Here is a 19,312-nt window from a genome sequence, read left to right on the forward strand (position 1 = left end):
ATATGAGTGAGAGCTATTTTCAGATGAAAGATCTTTCTGTCGGATATCATGGAAATGTACTGATCCATGATATCTGTACAGAGATTAAAAAAGGTGAGATATTGACACTGATCGGACCAAACGGTTCCGGGAAATCTACGATTTTAAAAAGTATTACCAAGCAGCTTACGCTCATTGGAGGTAAGGTGACGATCGGTGAAAAGAATCTGAAAGACTTATCTTACAAAGAGCTTGCAACGAAGATGGCAGTGGTGCTGACACAGCGGGCAAAGCCGGAGCTGATGACCTGCTATGAGGTCGTAGCAGCAGGGCGGTATCCTTATACAGGACGGCTTGGGATATTAACGCGAGAAGATGAGAAAAAGACACAGGAAGCACTGGAAATTGTCCATGCAACAGAATACGCAGAAAAAAGTTTTGAGGCGATCAGTGACGGGCAGAGACAGCGGATCCTTCTGGCAAGAGCGATCTGCCAGGAACCGGAGGTACTGATCCTGGATGAACCCACTTCTTTTCTGGATATCCGTTATAAGCTGGAGCTGCTTACTATTTTGAAAAATATGGCGAAAGAAAAGCAGATCACGGTCATTATGTCACTTCATGAGATCGATCTGGCGCAGAAGATCTCGGATAAGATCCTGTGCGTTAAAGGAGATACAATTTTCGGTTATGGAGAGCCGGAGGCGATTTTTAAAGAAGATTTTATCCAGAAACTTTATGAGATCGACAACGGGCATTTTGATCCTGTGTTCGGAAGTGTGGAGCTTGCAAAGGCGGAGGGAGAGGCAGAAGTATTTGTGATCTCTTCCGGAGGCAGTGGAATCCCTGTTTACCGGAACCTTCAGAAAGCAAAGATTCCATTTTCGGCAGGAATCCTGTATACTAATGATATCGACTATCATCTGGCAGAACATCTGGCGGTCAGCGTAATCGAAGAAGAGCCATTTGAGCCGGTAAGCGACCGTGCATTTGAACGGGCAAAGCAGATGATCAGGCAGTGTAAAAAGGTGATAAATGCAGGAATTGTGATTGGGACAACCAACCGGAAGATGAAAGAACTGCTTGTATTTGCAGAAGAAATGGGAAAGCTGGAATCATATGAAAAATAGACTTTTGCACATTTACTGTGGAGATGGAAAAGGAAAGACGACGGCGGCAACGGGGCTTGCAGTTCGCGCAGCTGGAAGTGGTATGCGGGTTCTGTTTGCCCGTTTTTTAAAAAATGAATTTTCGGGAGAATTGAAGATTCTGGATCGGATCCCGGAAATCGAGGTACTTCATCTGGAAAAAAGCTATGGATTTTTTAAGACACTTTCCGAAAAGGAACAGGAAGAAGTCCGAGAGATGTATGGCAGGCTGTGGAATACGATCCGGGAAAAAATCAGCACAGGGGATTATGATATGCTTGTGATCGATGAATTTATGGCGGCATACCGGTATGGACTGATCCCGAATGAAGAGGCGGTGCAGTTCTTAAAAGACAGACCGGACAATCTGGAAGTGGTTCTGACCGGACGGGATCCGTCAGATGAGCTTCTGGAGCTGGCAGATTATATTTCGGAAGTAAAGATGGTACGGCATCCTTTTGAAAAAGGAATCCGGGCAAGGAAAGGCATCGAATATTAAGGAGACGAAATGGAAATGGACAAGATGCAGGTCGTGTGGAAAAATCAAAAAGAACTGCGGTGTGGATATACAACAGGAAGCTGTGCTGCGGCAGCAGCAAAGGCGGCAGCGGCAATGCTCTTTTCCGGGGAGGAAATCCGCCAGGTATCTCTTATGACGCCGAAAGGGATCGAACTGTATCTGGAAGTAGAAAAGATCCAAAGAGAAAATGAATCTGTCAGCTGTGCCATTCAGAAGGACAGCGGAGATGACCCGGATGTGACGAACGGGATCTTCGTTTACGCCAAGGTCACGAAAAAAAGGGAAAAAGGAATGACCTTAGATGGTGGGATCGGAGTAGGGCGGTTCACCCGGAAGGTGCTGGAGCAGGAAGCCGGGGAAGCGGCGATCAATAAGGTTCCGCGGCAGATGATCCGGGAAGCGGTGCAAAGCCAGATTGAGAAATATGACTGGGATGGTGGCGCGGATGTTCTGATCTATGTTCCGCAGGGCGTGGAGATCGCAAAGAAAACGTTTAATCCAAGACTTGGGATCGAAGGTGGGATTTCAGTACTCGGAACCTCAGGAATCGTAGAACCGATGAGTGAACAGGCACTGACGCAGACTATTTTCCTGGAAATGAAGATGCTTCGTGATGAAGGTCACCGGTATTGTTATCTGACACCGGGAAATTATGGAAATGATTTTTTAAGGCAGACACTTGGGTATGACCAGGAGCTTGCGGTGAAATGCAGCAATTATATCGGGGATGCGATTGATGACGGCGTGCGGCTGAAGATGGACGGACTGCTGCTTGTAGGACATATCGGAAAGCTGGTCAAGATCGCGGCAGGTGTAATGAATACCCATTCCAGACAGGCAGATGCAAGAATGGAAGTGCTTGCCGTCCATGCGGCAATGGCAGGGGCAGACCGTGAGACAGTCTGTGCTCTGATGAAGTGTTTTACGACGAAGGAAGCATTGGACATTCTGGAAGAAAGAGGACTTTTGGAAGAGACGATGCGGACCGTGATGGAGAAAATCGAGTATCATTTGGCGAAGCGTGCCGGCGAGAAGATGAAGGTCGGGGCACTGATGTTTTCGGATGAGCTCGGGGTTCTTGGGAAGACATCTCTTGTGGACAAACTGAGGGAAAAGATCGGATAGGTAGAAAGGTATGACAAAAAATGGCAGGAAGATTTGACCTTGCGGGTGTAGGTCCGGGAGATCCGGAACTGATGACGATAAAGACAATTCGTGCGATTAAGGCGTGTCAGGTATTGGTACTTCCAATTGGCAGTCCGGAGTTAAAGAAACCGGAACTGGAAGAGGGGGAAGAAGAGACATTTGCAAAAGAATGTCTGGCATATCGGATTGCGTGTGAGGCAGAGCCGGAGACGAAAAAGAAGCTGCGGCTGTATCTTCCCATGCCAATGATCAAGGAAAAAAAGCTACTGAAAGAGATACACGATGTGGGTGCAAGAAAGGCGTCAGAGTTTCTGGAGAAAGGAAAGAATCTGGTTTTTCTGACGATTGGAGATCCGACCGTGTATTCGACAGGAATTTATATTTATAAAAGACTGAAAAAGATGGGATATCAGGGGGAAATCTTTTCCGGGATTCCGTCTTTTTGTGCTGCGGCAGCAAGGCTGGAGATCTCGCTTGTGGAGAACCGGCAGGAGCTGCATGTTCTTCCGGGGTCCTATGGAATTGAAGAAAAGTTGAAGCTTCCGGGGACGAAGGTTCTTATGAAGACCGGGAAAAAGATGGCGCAGGTCAAAGCTGTTCTGAAAGAGGAAGGACAGCAGGCGAAAATGGTCATGAACTGCGGAATGGATGGAGAAAAAATTTACAAATGCACAGAAGAAATACCGGAAGATGCGGGATATTTTTCGATTGTAATAGCAAAGGAGAAAGAAAAATGATTCATTTTGTTGGAGCAGGAAGTGGTGCTGTGGATCTGATCACAGTACGGGGGCAGAAGCTTTTGAAGGAAGCAGATATAGTGGTGTATGCCGGTTCACTGGTAAATCCGGAGCTTCTTAAGAATTGTCAGAAAGACTGTCAGATCTACAACAGTGCGAAGATGACGCTGGAAGAAGTGATGGAAGTGATGATTTCCGGAGAGAAGCAGGAGAAAAAAGTTGTCCGGCTGCATACGGGTGATCCGTGTCTGTATGGTGCGATCAAAGAGCAGATGGATCTGCTGGAAAAGGAGAATATTTCTTATAAAGTGTGCCCGGGAGTCAGCTCCTTTTGCGGAGCGGCATCTGCACTGAATGCAGAATATACTCTTCCTGGGATTTCACAGTCTGTGGTGATCACACGGATGGCAGGAAGAACACCGGTTCCGGAAAAAGAATCCATTGAAAGTTTCGCTGCGCACCAGGCAACGATGGTAATCTTTTTAAGTACCGGGATGCTAGAAGAACTGTCGAAGCGTCTGATCGAAGGCGGTTATCAGCCGGAGACTCCGGCAGCGATCGTCTACAAGGCAACCTGGGAGGATGAAAAGGTGTGCAGATGTAAGGTGAAAGATCTTGCGGTGACAGCAAAGGAGAATGGAATTACAAAGACAGCACTGATCGTGGTTGGTGAGGTGCTTGGCGGAGAGTATGAACGGTCACTTTTATATCATCCGGAGTTTACAACAGAGTTCAGGCAGGGCAAAGGAAAAGAAGGTGCAGGAAATGTGTAAAATTGGAAAAGTCTATGTAATCGGTCTTGGACCGGGTGCTGAGAAAGAAATGACATACCAGGCGTCCACGGCACTGGAAAAAAGTGAGGTTATTATCGGGTATACCGTATATACGGGACTGATACGGGAAAGGTTTCCGGATAAAAAGTACCTTTCCACACCAATGCGGCAGGAAGTGATCCGCTGTGAGATGGCAATGGATGAGGCGATGAAAGGAAGTACGGTAGCTATGGTATGCAGTGGGGATGCCGGAATTTACGGAATGGCAGGTCTGCTCTATGAGATGGGACAGGGCTACCCGGAGGTGGAGCTGGAGGTCGTGCCGGGGATCACGGCGGCAAATGGCGGTGCGGCAGTTCTTGGTGCACCTCTGATGCATGATTTTGCAGTGATCAGTCTGAGTGATCTTCTGACACCGTGGGAGAAGATTGAAAAGAGGATCCGCGGAGCTGCGATGGCGGATTTTGTGATCTGTCTGTATAATCCGTCCAGCCGGAAACGGGCAGATTACCTGAAAAAGGCATGCGAGTATATCCTGGAGTACCAGAGCCCGGATACAGTCTGCGGTTATGTGCGGAACATCGGACGTGAAGGCGAAGATGCACATATTCTGACACTTTCTGAGCTGAAGGATACGGAGGTCGATATGTTTACAACCGTTTATATCGGCAACAGCCAGACGAGAAATGTGGATGGGAAAATGGTGACACCGAGAGGCTATCGATTGGAGGAATAACTGTGGAAAACCGAAAATGCCAGGTAAATCTTGCCGGGATCGGGATGGGAAGCAAAGGAACGCTTACGGAAGAGGTCAGAAAGATCATTGAGGAAAGTGATGTGCTGATCGGAGCTACGCGGATGCTGGAAGGATTCCGGGAAAAAAAGAAATGCTGCTATGCAGAGTATCTGCCGGAAAAAATCAGAGCAATCCTGGATGAGCAGGAGGAAAAGACCAGATGTACGGTGCTGTTTTCCGGGGATACCGGATTTTACAGCGGGGCAAAAAAGCTGGCGGATATTCTGAAAAAATACGGATATGAAGTACAGATTTTTCCGGGGATTTCATCTGTAATCTATCTTGCGGCAAAGCTTGGAAAAAGCTGGGAGGATGCGAAGATTCTCAGCATGCATGGAAGAAGTCAGAATTTTATCCATGTAGTTGCAAACCATGAAAAGACATTTCTGATCCTTGGGAAAAGTGCGGGAAAAGAGATCTGCGAAAAACTGAAATATTACCATCTGGAACAAGTAACCGTTTCGGTTGGAAATCATTTGTCTTATCCGGATGAAGAGATTGTGATCAAAAAAGGAAACGAGCTTCAGGCAGAAGATTTTGGTGATCTTACCACTATTCTGATCGAGAATCCAAAGCCGGAAAAGAGAACAGGAATTCATCTTGCAGATGAGGAGCTGATCCGTGGAAGTGTTCCGATGACGAAGGAGGAAGTGCGGACAGTCAGCATTGCAAAATTGAAGCTTACAAAGAATGCAGTAATATATGATGTGGGGGCCGGAACCGGTTCAGTGTCTATAGAGGCTGCTCTTCAAGGAGAGAATCTCCGCGTTTATGCAATAGAGAAGAATCCGGAGGGTGCAGAACTGATCAGGAAGAATATGCAGAAATTCCGGGCAGACCAGATTCAGGTTATAGAAGGAGTTGCACCGGAAGCACTGGAAGCACTGGAAATGCCGACCCATGCTTTTATCGGAGGCAGTACAGGACAGTTAAAAGAAATTATTCAGTGCATAAAGAAAAAAAATCCAGACGTCCGTATCGTGATCAATGCAATTTCGCTGGAAACCGTGAAGGAAGCGATGGAGGCGATGGAGGAAGGACTGCTTGTAGATCCGGAAATCATACAACTGAATGTGGCAAAGTCAAAGAAACTTGGAAGATATCACATGATGACCGGGTTAAATCCGATTTATATTATTTCAGACGGAGGAGATACAGAATGAAAATTCCCGGAATTGTAATCGCGGCATCTGCCAGTGGGAGTGGAAAGACAGCGGTGACAATGGCAATGATGAAAGCATTTAAAAATGCCGGAAAGAAGGTACGCGCCTGCAAATGCGGACCGGATTATATTGATCCTATGTTTCACCGGGAGGTGCTGGGAATTGATTCCGAGAACCTGGATCTGTATTTTTGTGACCGGGAGCGCTTGAAAGAGCGGTTTATGCATCATGCGGAAGGCGCGGAGCTTGTGGTGACAGAAGGTGTGATGGGGTACTATGACGGGATCAGTCTGGATTCGGATCAGGCAAGTACTTATGACGTTGCGAGAACCCTGGGACTTCCGGTAATCCTGGTTGTTCCGGCAAGAGGTATGGCATCGACAATCCTGGCAGTATTGAAGGGAATGATTGAATACCGGAATGACAGTAATATCCGGGGAATCATTCTGAACCGGATTTCCCCGATGCTGTATCCGAAGATGAAGAAGATGATCGAAGAGGGATTGCAGACAATGGGATTCCAGGTTCAGGTGGTTGGTTATGTGCCGGAGGAGGATGCTTTTCATCTGGAGAGTCGGCATCTGGGACTGATGCTTCCGGAGGAAATAGGGAACCTGGGAAAACAGATTGACCGGGCAGCAGAGATTCTGACAGAGACACTTGATATGGAATTGGTGCTGAAAATTGCCTGGGAAGCAAAAGAAATGGAGTATCATCCGGTGAAGGCAAAACAGGAAGCAGCCGGACGAAAAGTGCGTATCGGCGTAGCGCGTGACTTGGCCTTTTGTTTCTATTACAAGGATAATATGGAGCTTTTAAAAGAGCTTGGATGTGAGATCATTCCGTTTAGTCCTTTGGAGGATACAAGGCTTCCGGAACATTTAGACGGACTTTTATTTGGTGGTGGATATCCGGAACTTTGTGCGAAACATCTGGCAGAAAACAGAGCTATGCGAAAAGATGTAAGAAAGCAGATTGAAAATGGAATTCCATGTATTGCGGAATGTGGAGGATTTCTATATTTGACAGAAGAGCTGGAAGGGGAAGATGGAAAGCATTATCCGATGGTGGGGGCACTTCCGGGAAAAGGGATCAAAAAAGGGCGACTTACCAGATTCGGATACATTGAGCTGACTGCGGAAATGAACGGAGTGTATATGAAAAAGGGAGAGAAGATCCGGGCGCATGAGTTCCATTATTGGGATTCTACGGAAAACGGAGAGGATACACTTGCCGTAAAGCCGGATGGTGTGAGAAAATGGCAGGCTGTTCATATGAAGGGAAATCTGTTTGCGGGATTTCCGCATTTATACTTTTATTCCAACCCAAAAGTGGTCGAACGCTTTGTAGAAGCGTGTAGAACTTACAGAAACAAGTAAAAAGCTGACAAAGACAGATCAAAGAGACAGGAGATTAGACTTACAGATGGAAGAGATCAGATGGAAAGAGAAAATAAAACCACTTGATGAAAATGCAATGGAAGAGGCGCGGGCTCATTGGATGACGGTCGGAAAGCCACTGTTCAGTCTGGGAAGTCTGGAGGACGCGGTGATCCAGATTGCCGGGATTAAGGGGACTTCAGATTTTGAACTGCGAAAGCGCGGGCTGATCATTATGTGCGCGGACAACGGTGTGGTAGAAGAAGGCGTGACACAGACCGGCCAGGAAGTAACGGCAATCGTGGCGGATAATTTTACAAGAGGAGAGACAAGCGTCTGCATCATGGCAGAAGAGGCAAAGGTAGATCTTTTCCCGGTGGATGTAGGAATGGCAACAGATGTGCCGTCTGTGACAAAGAAAGAATACAAAGTGATGTATGGCACACACAATTTTGCAAAAGAAGCGGCGATGACAAGAGAAGAGGCAGTTGAGGCGATAGAAGTTGGAATTCAGATGGTAAAGAAGTGTGCCGAAGCGGGATACGAAATTCTTGCGACAGGTGAAATGGGGATTGGAAATACAACGACCAGCAGTGCGGTTGCCTCTGTATTGCTCGGAGAGGATCCGAAGGTCATGACAGGAAAGGGGGCAGGTCTGACGAAAAAAGGTCTGCGAAAGAAGGTACAGGTCATCCGGGAAGCGGTTGAGCGGATGCAGCCGGATAAGACAGATGCGATCGATGTACTTTCCAAGGTTGGAGGACTTGACATAGCAGGACTTGCAGGTGTATATCTTGGTGGGGCGATCTACCGGATTCCGGTGCTGATAGATGGCTTTATTTCTGCAGTGGCTGCACTTGTGGCAGTACGGCTGGTTCCGGAATGTGCAGGATATATTTTACCATCCCATTTGTCTGATGAACCTGCGTCAAGAAAGATTTTAGATGCTTTAGAAAAAAAACCATTTCTTACATGTGGCATGTGTCTGGGGGAAGGAACAGGAGCAGTGGCAGTGATGCCGCTTCTTGAGATGGGACTTCAGGTGTACCGTAAAATGGGAACTTTTGATGATATTCACGTAGAGCAGTATGAAGTACTGGATGGGAAGGACGAAAGATGAAATTTTTAGAACCGATGATCGTTGCGTTTTCTATGTATTCAAAAATACCGATGCCGCGCATTGAGTGGAACAAGGAAAATATGAAATATACGATGTGTTTCTTTCCGCTGATCGGTGTTGTGACCGGAGTATTCATTTATCTGGCAGGAATGTTTCTTGATGGAAATATTTTTCCGAAAGTAAACAGTGGAAGACTGATGTTTGCTGCGGTTATGACATTGATACCGGTTTTTGTAAGTGGAGGGATCCATCTGGATGGATTTATGGATACGATGGATGCACTTGGATCCTGGGGAGATAAAGAAAAGAAACTGGAAATCCTGAAAGATTCGCATAACGGTGCTTTTGCGGTCATCGGAATCTGCTGTTATTTTACCGTAAGCCTTGGCGTATGGAGTGAAATCCGGACGGAGATGATTCCGGTAGTAGCAGCAGGATATGTAATTTCAAGAGCACTCAGTGGGATTGCTGTAGTGACATTTCCGGCAGCAAGAGGAAGCGGTCTTGTAAAGACTTTCCAGGATGGAGCACAGAAAAAGGCAGTAAGGATCACAATGGTCGTATACCTGATTCTGGCGGCAGTATATTTGTATTTCTGTTCGCCGGTTGGTATGGTGGTACTTCTTATAATTGCAGGAGTAGTATTTGGATATTATTACCGGATGAGCAGGAAACAGTTTGGAGGCGTTACCGGGGATCTGGCGGGATACTTTCTGCAGATTTGTGAGCTGGCATTATTAGTTGGGGGATTGATTGTGCAGGGAATCAAATGAAAAGCAGGGAAAGGAAGAGGAGATGTATAGAAGATGGAAATCAGGCTGATTCGGCATTTTGCGACGGAAGGGAATTTGGAGAAGCGGTATATTGGGGTGACAGATGAAGAAATAAAAGCAGAGTGCGTTCTGGAGCATACTCTGAAAAAAGAAGAAAATGGACATGAGGAGTGGAAGCCGGAGCTTGTGATTGTCAGTCCGCTCAGGAGGTGCAGGCAGACGGCAGAGATTCTTTTTCCGGGAGCAGAGCAGGTTGTCTGTGAGCAGATGCGGGAATGTGATTTTGGTCTTTTTGAGGGGAAGAATTATCAGGAGCTGACTGGGAATCCAAAGTATCAGAGCTGGATTGATTCTGGAGGTACAAAGGCATTTCCGGGAGGAGAAGATCCGATGGAGTTCCGGAAACGGTGTGTCTGCGGATTTGAACAGATGATGGAAAAGATGATAAAGGGAAAAAGAAAGAAGATTGCCTTTGTGGTTCACGGGGGGACGATCATGTCGGTGATGGAAGCATTTGATCCGGAAAAGAAAGAATTTTATCACTGGCAGGTGAAAAACGGAAAAGGTTTTCATTTTCAAATTGAGGAAGAAAAATGGCAGCAGGGAAAGAGACAGTTTGAGGAGATTGAGGAAATATGAGTTCTTTGATGGCATGTATAGCAGGAATGGTGCTGGATGCGATTTTCGGGGATCCGGTATGGCTTTACCACCCGGTACGGATCATTGGAAACTGGATTTCGATACTGGAAAAGTGGCTGCGCGTATTTTGTAAAAATGATGAAAAAAAAGAAAGAATCGCAGGATGTGTTTTATGGTTTGGTGTGGTGATCGCATCGGTCGGAATTCCGTGGGGACTTTTGTATCTTGCCGGAAAGGTCAGCTTCTGGCTTCAATTTGCACTGGAAACTTTCTGGTGTTATCAGCTTCTTGCCGGAAAATGCCTGAAAGATGAAAGCAGGAAGGTTTATGTACAGCTCGTAAACCACAATCTGGAGGGGGCAAGACATGCGGTATCGATGATCGTGGGGAGAGATACCGGAAATCTTTCTGAGGCCGGAGTGACAAAGGCTGCGGTAGAAACAGTAGCCGAAAATACATCGGACGGAGTGATCGCACCGCTCATTTTTATGCTGATCGGTGGGGCACCACTTGGATTTTTTTATAAGGCTGTTAATACAATGGATTCTATGGTAGGATATAAGAATGAAAAGTATTTACATTTTGGTCGGTTTGCGGCTAAAATGGATGATGTATGGAATTATATTCCGTCCAGGATATCAGCACTTCTGATGATCGCAAGTGCATGGATCTTCCGGATGGATTATAAAAGGGCGTGGGCAGTCTGGAAAAGAGACAGGCGAAAGCATGCCAGCCCGAATTCCGCGCAGACAGAAGCGGTATGTGCAGGTGCACTTCAGGTGCAGCTTGCGGGAGATGCCTATTATTTTGGAAAATTATATCCGAAAGAGACAATCGGAGATGATGTGCGTCCTATCGAGCCGGAAGATATTTTAAGAGCCGGTAATCTGATGGACGGAACAGCACTTCTGACACTTCTTGTCTTTGGATTACTGAAATATTGTATGATACTGATGTAAGGGGAATAAAAGGTTATGGAATATGTACATGGTGGAGATATTTATACACACAAAGGAATGACAGATTTTTCTGTGAATCTGAATCCGTTCGGACCTGGAAGAGCTGTAGTGGAAGCGGCAAGAAAGTCAATAGACCAGATTGGAAATTATCCGGATGCCAGCTGCAGGAAACTGAAAAGTGCTCTGGCGAAAAGACTGGAAGTTCCGGCTGAGCATATTATCTGTGGAAATGGGGCGGCAGATCTGATTTTTACGGCAGTGCTTGCGGACTGCCCAAGGAAAGCGCTGATACCGGTTCCTGCATTTGCGGAATATGAACAGGCACTGCGTGCGACCGGGTGCGAGATCTGTTATTATAAGAAAAGAGAAGCGACTGGTTTTCAACTGGAAGAAGATTTTCTGGATCTTCTGAATGAAGATATTGATATGGTATTTTTGTGTTCACCGGATAATCCGACCGGAAAGCTGATCGACCGGAGTATGCTTTGGAAGATTCTTGCAAGATGCGAGACTTACGGAATCCGGATGGTGTTGGATGAATGTTTTATTGATTTCGCGGAAAATGCAGCTACGGCATCCATTCTTGCAGATACTAAGAGATGGAGAACGTTATTTATCCTCCGTTCACTGACTAAGATGCACGCGATTCCGGGAATCCGTATCGGGTATGCCGTTACTTCAGATATGGAATTTCTGGAGAAGATGGAACAGTCCAGACAGCCATGGAGCGTATCGATACCGGCACAGGCGGCAGGCATGGCATCTTTAAAAGAGCAGATGCGTGTGAAACGGACCTGTGATTTTACGAACCGTGAAAGAATCTGGATGGAAAATGAATTAGACAAGCTTGGAATTACCCATTATCCGTCAGATGCCAATTTCATTCTGATGCGAAGCGGTATAAATTTATATGAGAAACTGAAAAAACAGAAGATCCTGGTTCGGGATTGCAGCAATTACAAAGGTCTCGGAGAAGGATATTATCGTGTTTGTATGCGGCAGAGAGGAGACAACCAGAAACTGATCGATGCGCTGGGAGAAATTCTCTATGCAGGTCAGGGAGAATTTTAATATGGCAAAGTCGATTATGATTCAGGGAACCATGTCAAATGTCGGAAAGAGCCTTCTTGCGGGAGGGCTCTGTCGTGTTTTAAAGGAAGATGGAATCAAGGTTGCACCATTTAAGTCACAGAACATGGCACTCAATTCTTTTATCACGGCAGATGGTCTGGAAATGGGACGCGCACAGGTCATGCAGGCAGAAGCTGCTATGATCCGGCCGGAAGTTTATATGAACCCGATTCTTTTAAAACCGACCTCCGATGTAGGAAGTCAGGTAATTGTAAACGGAGAAATTGCGGGAGTCATGCCGGCGATGGAATACTTCCGTAAAAAGAAAGAATATATTCCGGCTATTTTAGAAGCTTATCATAAACTGGAAGAAAAGTATGATGTGATCGTCATTGAAGGCGCGGGAAGTCCGGCAGAAATAAACCTTAAACAGAATGATATTGTCAACATGGGGCTTGCTGAGCTGGTGGATGCACCGGTTCTTCTTGCCGGAGACATTGACCGTGGTGGTGTGTTTGCGCAGATCGTCGGGACGGTTATGCTGTTGGAAGAAAAAGAGCGGGCAAGGATCAAAGGTACGGTGATCAATAAGTTCCGTGGGGATGTGAAAATTCTGGAGCCAGGTATCAGGATGCTGGAGGAGTGGACAAAGATACCGGTATGTGGCGTGATGCCATATATTTATGCGGATATTGATGATGAGGATAGTCTGTCAGAAAGGTTTGAGCGGAAAGAAAAGGCGGCACTTCTGGATATTGCAGTGATCCGTCTGCCGCGTATTTCCAATTTCACAGATTTTGCGGTACTGGAATGCAGGGAAGAAGTTTCGCTTCGGTATGTGTCAAAGGCAGGAGATTTCGGGAATCCGGATCTGGTAATTCTGCCGGGAAGTAAAAATACGATGGAAGACCTGTTGTGGCTTCGTCAGAGCGGACTGGAAGGGAAAGTGCTGCGCCATGCCTCATCAGGAAAACCGGTATTTGGTATCTGTGGCGGTTACCAGATGCTTGGAGAAGAAATCCGTGATCCGGAAGGGGTAGAACGTGGTGGAACCATAAAAGCAATGGGACTGCTTCCTGCAGTTACTGTATTTGAAAATACCAAGAGAAGAACCCGTGTTACCGGAAGGTTCGGAGAAGTTACCGGAATCTTAAAAGCAATGTCCGGTGCAAAGCTGGATGGATATGAGATCCATATGGGGGAAACTATTTTTTCTGATAAAGATGCTGCAGATCATAAGATGATGGTACAGATCTGTGATCAGGTGACAGGTGAGAGCCGGTGGGACGGAGCGCAGAAGAAGAATGTGTACGGCTGCTATGTACATGGGATTTTTGATGACCGGGAAGTAGCGGATGCACTGATCGGGGCACTTCTGGAAGAAAAAGGATACGGTGAGGAAGCCATGCACTCCATGGACTACTATGCTTACAAAGAGAAGCAGTATCAGATTCTTGCAAATGCAGTTCGTGAGAATATGGATATGAAGAAAATATATGAGATTATCGAGAAGGGAAATGCAGCAGAATGTTTCATCTGATCACAGGTGGCAGTGGAAGCGGTAAATCCGAATATGCAGAGCAGAAGCTTATGGAATATGCCAGCCATTCAAAAAGAAACAAAAAACGCTACTATATAGCAACTATGATACCTTTCGGGAAGGAAACGGAAGAGAAAATTGCACGTCACAGAAAACTTCGTGCGGGCAAAGGGTTTGAAACGATCGAATGCTATACGGATCTTAAAAAAGCTGCAGAAATCCTGCAGACAAAAGAGACAGGAAGTGTTCTCCTGGAATGTATGTCCAATCTTGTGGCAAATGAAATGTACGATCCGTCAGGAGCAGGTGAAAATGCAGAAGAGTCCATTCTGGCGGGGATCCATAAGCTGCAGAAGGTCAGTGATGATCTGGTAGTTGTTACAAATGAAGTATTTTCAGACAGCATGACAGATAATCCGGAGATGGAAGAATATCTGAAGCTTCTCGGAAAGCTAAATCTTCGGATGGGAGAGATGGCAGATCTGGTGACAGAAGTTGTGTACGGAATTCCGGTTGAAAGGAAAGATATAAAAAAATGAAAATGATAATCGGCGGTGCATATCAGGGGAAGCTTGCGTATGCAAAAAAGCAGAACCCATACATTCATTGGACGGATGGAGAACTATGTGAAGGAGATAATATTTTTGAAGCAGAAGGAGTCTTTCATTTTGAAAAATATATCCAGAGCATGATAAAAAAAGAAAACTGGTCGGAAAAAGAAGCAATTGATTTCGCATCGAAACTAACAAAAAAGTGTCCGGATATTGTAATTGTGACACAGGAGATCGGCTATGGTCTGGTTCCGGTAGACGCATTTGATCGCAGATACAGGGAACTGACCGGAAGGATCTGTACCGTACTTGCGGCAAATTCAGATCAGGTAGACCGGGTAGTATGCGGGATCGGTGTGACGATCAAAGGAGGAAATATCAAGTGAAGATAGAACTGGAAAATGTAAAACCTGCAGAAATAGAAAAACGCAGTTTTGAGATCATAACAGAAGAACTGGGTGATACGCATCTGATCCCCGGAACAGAACCGATCGTCAAACGCTGTATCCATACAAGCGCAGATTTTGATTATGCCAAGAACCTGATGTTTTCAGAAGGTGCAGTAGAAAAAGCGCTGGATGCTATCCGAAATGGTGCAGTCATTGTAACCGATACCCAGATGGGAAAAGCAGGTATCAACAAACGGAAGCTTGCAGAATACGGAAGCGAAGTTCTTTGCTTCATGTCCGATGAAGATGTAGCAGAAACTGCCAAAAAGAACGGAACCACGCGTGCCGTTGCAAGCATGGAAAAAGCAGCCACCCTCGATAAAAAAATCATCTTTGCCATCGGAAATGCCCCGACAGCCCTTGTAAGACTCTATGAACTGATCCAGGATGGCAAATTAACCCCAGAACTCATCATCGGAGTTCCTGTAGGATTTGTAAATGTTGTCCAGTCTAAAGAGTTAATCCTTTCACTGAAAGACACACCATATATCGTGGCAAGAGGCAGAAAAGGTGGCAGCAATATTGCTGCATGTATCTGCAATGCACTATTGTATATGTTGTAGATAGATAAGATGTTGGGGGCAAAAGGTATTTTGACCCCTTTGATACCAGATTGCTACGTGCGTTTTGCATCGGCTTTCTGACCTTTTGACCCTGGTATCTATATAATAAACAGCCCTTATTTAATGAGGTTTTTGCATTCTAACTGTATTTGCGATAATTAAAAAATTAACTATATTGTCAGAAAATAGACGCAATTTAGTATTGAATTCTGACCTGTACTCTGCTATTATAATCGTATGCTAGTTGAAGGACAGCAGGAAGGAGAAATTGATTATGGGATTTTTAACAGGAAAGACTGCAATTATCACAGGTGGCGGAAGAGCTGTATTAAGTGATGGAAGCTGCGGATCTATTGGATATGGAATTGCAACAGCTTACGCAAAAGAAGGAGCGAATCTGGTAATTACCGGGCGTAATGTAAAGAAACTCGAAGATGCCAAAGAAGAATTGGAGAGACTCTATGGTATCAAAGTATTGCCTGTACAGGCTGATGTCAGCGCGGGGGCTGATAATGAAGCAACAGTACAGAACGTAGTAAAGCAGGCAATTGACACATTCGGAAGAATTGATGTCCTGATCAATAATGCACAGGCATCCGCATCTGGTGTTACGATCGCAGATCATACAACAGACCAGTTCAATCTGGCAATGTATTCCGGCGTATATGCGGTATTCTATTATATGCAGGCATGTTATCCGTACCTGAAAGAGACAAAGGGATCTGTTATCAACTTTGCTTCAGGTGCCGGACTTTTCGGAAATTACGGACAGTGCGCATATGCAGCGGCAAAAGAAGGAATCCGTGGACTTTCCAGAGTAGCTGCAACAGAGTGGGGACCAGATGGAATCAATGTCAATATCGTATGCCCGCTCGCATGGACAGCACAGCTTGAGAATTTCCAGAGAGCTTATCCGGAAGCATTCAAGGCAAATGTAAAGATGCCGCCGGCTGGACATTACGGAGATGTAGAAAAAGAAATCGGACGTGCATGCGTACAGCTTGCATCACCGGATTTCAAATATATGAACGGAGAGACGATCACCTTAGAAGGTGGAATGGGACAGAGACCTTAAGAAAAATCCATATAAGTCAAAGAGAGTGCCTGTGCGTTTTTTGAATCGTACAGTCGCTCTCTTTTTATTTCATAGGATATTCCGAAGGAACTTCCTATGAAATAAAAGGCACTGCGTGCCGGAGATGCACATTCTTTTTAGCTTCTCCGTCTTGACATCTTTAAAAACGTCATTCAAAATAAGAACGGAAAGAAAATTTAAATCATTTAATCGAGGCTAAAAAGATATGAAAGCAGTTATTTTTGATATGGACGGTGTTCTGATCAACACAGAACCATTACACTATCGTTGCTGGAAGGAAATTTTAAAAGAGAAGAACGGAATCGATCTTGACTATGAGGTCTACCTTCCGTGTATCGGTTCTACCCGTGGATTCTTCATGGATTTGATCAATGAGAATTATGGGCCGGTTTTTGATGATGTGGATAAGATGAATGCGCTCATGAAAGAGAAAAAAGCGCAGATTACAGAGGCAGAAGGATTTCCGGAGATGCCGGGAATCAAAGAAGCATTGAAGCAGTTAAAAGACGAAGGATATCTGCTTGCAGTAGCGTCTTCCTCTCCGGCTTATGCGATCAAAGATGCATTAAAGTCTCTGGATATGGAGAAATATTTTACAGTGGTCATGAGTGGAGATTATGTAGAGCATCCAAAACCGGCACCGGATACTTTCCTTGTAACGGCAGAGAAACTGGGAATGGAGCCGGAGGACTGTCTGGTAGTAGAGGATTCGACTAACGGTGGAGGAGCTGCCAGAGCAGCCGGTATGAAATGTATCTGGTTCCACAACCCGGATTCCGGAAGGCAGGATATCCCGGATGCGGTACTGGAATTTCCGGCATGGACTAGCGAAAATGTAGAAAAAATGCTGAAAATATTAGGAAAAGAGGGAGAGTAAAGATGAGAATAAGAACAGCAGATCTGAGTGATCTGAAAGAAATTGCCCGTGTGGAGGCAGCGTGTTTCCCGGCAGCAGAAGCGGCAACAGAAGAAGAATTTGAAAAGAGACTTACTTTTTATAAAGATCATTTCTGGCTGATGTTTGAAGAAGAGAAGTTGATCGCCTTCGTGGACGGTATGGTGACGAATCAGGAAGATCTGACAGACGAAATGTATGAAAAAGCGGAAATGCATGATGAAAAAGGTGACTGGCAGATGATTTTTGGTGTAAATACGCTGCCGTCTTACCGGAAACATGGATATGCAGGAGAATTGATCAAAAGAGCGATTACAGATGCAAAAGAGCAGGGAAGAAAGGGACTTGTCCTTACCTGCAAGGACCGGCTGATATCTTATTATGCCAGGTTTGGATTCAAAAATGAAGGTGTCTCAGAATCAGTACATGGAAACGTGGTCTGGAATCAGATGAGACTTACATTTGATGAAGGGCTGGGTGAATAATGTGAAAAAAAATAAGTTTGAAATTGATATGTGCAACGGCTCCATCATGGACAAGCTGATCTCTTTTTCACTGCCACTTATGGTTTCCGGAATTCTGCAGCTTGCGTTTAATGCAGTGGATATCATCGTGGTAGGAAGATTCTCCGGGAGTCAGGCACTTGCCGCAGTCGGCTCCACAACAGCACTGATTAATGTGTTTGCGAACCTGTTTATCGGAATTTCACTTGGTGCCAATGTTCTTGCAGCCAGATTTTATGCAGCGGGCAAAGACCGGGAGATGTCGGAAACAGTACATACTTCGATCACACTTGCGCTGATCAGTGGAATTATGATGGCAGTTATCGGGGTGCTTCTTGCAAAGTGGGCACTTGAAATTATGGGAACGCCGGATGATGTGATCGGGCAGTCTGCCTTATATATGCGGATCTATTTTATGGGAATGCCATTTTTTATGTTATATAACTATGGGGCAGCCATTTTAAGGGCGATCGGTGATACAAAAAGGCCATTGATCTTCCTGATCATTTCCGGAATTGCAAATGCCGCGCTGAACATGATACTGGTTATTCTTTTTCATATGGGAGTTGCCGGGGTTGCAATTGGAACAATTATTTCACAGTTGATTTCCTGTGTGCTGGTACTGACCTGTCTGTACCGGTCGGAAGGAAGTTATCAGCTTCGTTTCTCCAAACTGAAGATCAATGGTGCCTACATGGAACAGATTTTCCAGGTGGGAGTTCCGGCGGGAATCCAGAGTACGGTCATCAATTTGTCCAATGCACTGTTGCAGTCCTCGGTTAATTCATTTGGATCGATTGCGATGGCAGGCTATACAGCAGCGAACAATATGCTTGGGTTCCTTTATATGTCAGTGAATTCGATAACTCAGGCATGTATGAGTTTTACCAGTCAGAATTATGGTGTCGGTAAGCTGAAACGAATGGATAAGGTGCTGCGTGACTGTGCGATTCTGTCTATATCGATCGCGGTAGTGCTTGGTGGTCTTGCCTATTGCTTCGGACCGCAGATTCTGACAGTTTATACTTCAGATCCAAAGGTTATCAACTGCGGAATGGAAATCCTGGCGTATACATCGATCACTTATTTCCTGTGTGGGATCATGGATTTGTTTCCGGGTGCGCTTCGTGGAATGGGATATTCAGCAGTCCCGATGGTGCTTTCAGTGATCGGAACAGTGGGAACAAGAATTGTGTGGGTATTTGGAATTTTTCCGAACCACAGATCTTTATCCGTACTTTTTGTATCCTATCCGGTGTCATGGATCATTACCATTGTACTTCAGGTCGTGTGCTTCTATTTTGTGAGAAAAAGGGTACATCAGAAAGAAAAAAGATTGTTATAAACAGAACGAAATTGTGAAAATCGACAGTAGGGCATTGTGAAAAACAGACAGATTTATCTGTCTGTTTTTGTATATATATAATAAATGTGCTTGCAATAGAAAGACACATGTGCTTGTATCCGCTACAAAAACATGAACATGTAAAATGTTTGCGCATCACGGAAAAT

The 19,312-nt window shown here is 45.4% G+C and carries 21 protein-coding genes; all 21 read left to right on the forward strand.

All coding sequences use genetic code 11. From position 1 onward, the window contains the following. Positions 1–2 precede the first annotated feature (2 nt). The 21 genes from PGY05_RS06860 to PGY05_RS06960 all read left to right on the forward strand — a co-directional run bounded on the left by PGY05_RS06860 (position 3) and on the right by PGY05_RS06960 (position 19,145). On the forward strand, positions 3–1,109 hold the full coding sequence (locus tag PGY05_RS06860) for an ABC transporter ATP-binding protein (RefSeq protein ID WP_195250180.1): 1,107 nt from the start codon (positions 3–5) through the stop codon (positions 1,107–1,109). Then, positions 1,099–1,626 (forward strand): cob(I)yrinic acid a,c-diamide adenosyltransferase, encoded by a 528-nt coding sequence (locus PGY05_RS06865; RefSeq protein ID WP_270475563.1) that lies wholly within the window; start codon positions 1,099–1,101, stop codon positions 1,624–1,626. Before PGY05_RS06860 ends, PGY05_RS06865 begins: the two co-directional genes overlap by 11 nt. Positions 1,627–1,635: 9 nt before the next feature. Beyond that, positions 1,636–2,772: a cobalt-precorrin-5B (C(1))-methyltransferase CbiD gene (cbiD, locus tag PGY05_RS06870; protein ID WP_118217530.1), complete on the forward strand. Its 1,137-nt coding sequence runs from the start codon at positions 1,636–1,638 to the stop codon at positions 2,770–2,772. A gap of 20 nt (positions 2,773–2,792) precedes the next feature. Then, entirely contained in the window at positions 2,793–3,530 is a 738-nt protein-coding gene (locus PGY05_RS06875) for a precorrin-2 C(20)-methyltransferase (RefSeq protein WP_270475564.1), read from the forward strand. Next, positions 3,527–4,303, forward strand: a complete 777-nt coding sequence (gene cobM / locus PGY05_RS06880; protein WP_008371787.1) for a precorrin-4 C(11)-methyltransferase — start codon at positions 3,527–3,529, stop codon at positions 4,301–4,303. The genes PGY05_RS06875 and cobM overlap by 4 nt, the downstream gene beginning before the upstream one ends. Position 4,304: 1 nt before the next feature. Beyond that, positions 4,305–5,039 carry a precorrin-3B C(17)-methyltransferase gene (gene cobJ, locus PGY05_RS06885; RefSeq protein WP_055157995.1) on the forward strand — a complete coding sequence of 245 codons (735 nt, stop codon included), beginning with the start codon at positions 4,305–4,307 and terminating at the stop codon, positions 5,037–5,039. 2 nt (positions 5,040–5,041) lie between these two features. Next, positions 5,042–6,262: a precorrin-6y C5,15-methyltransferase (decarboxylating) subunit CbiE gene (gene cbiE / locus PGY05_RS06890; protein WP_270475565.1), complete on the forward strand. Its 1,221-nt coding sequence runs from the start codon at positions 5,042–5,044 to the stop codon at positions 6,260–6,262. After that, positions 6,259–7,641, forward strand: a complete 1,383-nt coding sequence (locus PGY05_RS06895; protein WP_270475566.1) for a cobyrinate a,c-diamide synthase — start codon at positions 6,259–6,261, stop codon at positions 7,639–7,641. Before cbiE ends, PGY05_RS06895 begins: the two co-directional genes overlap by 4 nt. A gap of 46 nt (positions 7,642–7,687) precedes the next feature. Then, a complete protein-coding gene (cobT, locus tag PGY05_RS06900; RefSeq protein ID WP_270475567.1) occupies positions 7,688–8,761 on the forward strand; it encodes a nicotinate-nucleotide--dimethylbenzimidazole phosphoribosyltransferase in 1,074 nt (357 codons plus the stop codon). Next, a complete protein-coding gene (locus PGY05_RS06905; RefSeq protein ID WP_270475568.1) occupies positions 8,758–9,534 on the forward strand; it encodes an adenosylcobinamide-GDP ribazoletransferase in 777 nt (258 codons plus the stop codon). Before cobT ends, PGY05_RS06905 begins: the two co-directional genes overlap by 4 nt. Positions 9,535–9,567: 33 nt before the next feature. Then, positions 9,568–10,173, forward strand: coding sequence for a histidine phosphatase family protein (locus tag PGY05_RS06910; protein ID WP_270475569.1), 606 nt, complete (start codon positions 9,568–9,570; stop codon positions 10,171–10,173). Next, positions 10,170–11,132, forward strand: a complete 963-nt coding sequence (gene cbiB / locus PGY05_RS06915) for an adenosylcobinamide-phosphate synthase CbiB (RefSeq protein ID WP_195254811.1) — start codon at positions 10,170–10,172, stop codon at positions 11,130–11,132. Before PGY05_RS06910 ends, cbiB begins: the two co-directional genes overlap by 4 nt. A gap of 15 nt (positions 11,133–11,147) precedes the next feature. Continuing rightward, entirely contained in the window at positions 11,148–12,203 is a 1,056-nt protein-coding gene (locus tag PGY05_RS06920) for a pyridoxal phosphate-dependent aminotransferase (protein ID WP_270475570.1), read from the forward strand. A gap of 1 nt (position 12,204) precedes the next feature. Beyond that, positions 12,205–13,743: a cobyric acid synthase gene (locus PGY05_RS06925; protein ID WP_270475571.1), complete on the forward strand. Its 1,539-nt coding sequence runs from the start codon at positions 12,205–12,207 to the stop codon at positions 13,741–13,743. Then, the gene (locus PGY05_RS06930; protein WP_195367991.1) at positions 13,731–14,282 is read left to right on the forward strand and encodes a bifunctional adenosylcobinamide kinase/adenosylcobinamide-phosphate guanylyltransferase; all 552 of its coding nucleotides are present in this window, start codon (positions 13,731–13,733) and stop codon (positions 14,280–14,282) included. The genes PGY05_RS06925 and PGY05_RS06930 overlap by 13 nt, the downstream gene beginning before the upstream one ends. Next, positions 14,279–14,680 (forward strand): bifunctional adenosylcobinamide kinase/adenosylcobinamide-phosphate guanylyltransferase, encoded by a 402-nt coding sequence (locus PGY05_RS06935; protein WP_008371768.1) that lies wholly within the window; start codon positions 14,279–14,281, stop codon positions 14,678–14,680. Before PGY05_RS06930 ends, PGY05_RS06935 begins: the two co-directional genes overlap by 4 nt. Beyond that, the gene (locus PGY05_RS06940) at positions 14,677–15,306 is read left to right on the forward strand and encodes a precorrin-8X methylmutase (protein WP_022220732.1); all 630 of its coding nucleotides are present in this window, start codon (positions 14,677–14,679) and stop codon (positions 15,304–15,306) included. The genes PGY05_RS06935 and PGY05_RS06940 overlap by 4 nt, the downstream gene beginning before the upstream one ends. 274 nt (positions 15,307–15,580) lie before the next feature. Further along, positions 15,581–16,381 (forward strand): SDR family NAD(P)-dependent oxidoreductase, encoded by an 801-nt coding sequence (locus tag PGY05_RS06945; protein WP_270475572.1) that lies wholly within the window; start codon positions 15,581–15,583, stop codon positions 16,379–16,381. Between the two features lie 226 nt (positions 16,382–16,607). Next, positions 16,608–17,279, forward strand: coding sequence for an HAD family hydrolase (locus PGY05_RS06950; protein WP_008371759.1), 672 nt, complete (start codon positions 16,608–16,610; stop codon positions 17,277–17,279). 2 nt (positions 17,280–17,281) lie between these two features. Beyond that, a complete protein-coding gene (locus PGY05_RS06955) occupies positions 17,282–17,782 on the forward strand; it encodes a GNAT family N-acetyltransferase (RefSeq protein ID WP_008371757.1) in 501 nt (166 codons plus the stop codon). Next, positions 17,763–19,145 (forward strand): MATE family efflux transporter, encoded by a 1,383-nt coding sequence (locus tag PGY05_RS06960; protein WP_270222878.1) that lies wholly within the window; start codon positions 17,763–17,765, stop codon positions 19,143–19,145. The genes PGY05_RS06955 and PGY05_RS06960 overlap by 20 nt, the downstream gene beginning before the upstream one ends. The last annotated feature ends 167 nt before the right edge of the window (positions 19,146–19,312 follow it).

Source organism: Coprococcus sp. AF51-11b1, from assembly GCF_027682785.1.
Taxonomy (GTDB): Bacteria; Bacillota; Clostridia; order Lachnospirales; family Lachnospiraceae; genus Allocoprococcus; species Allocoprococcus comes.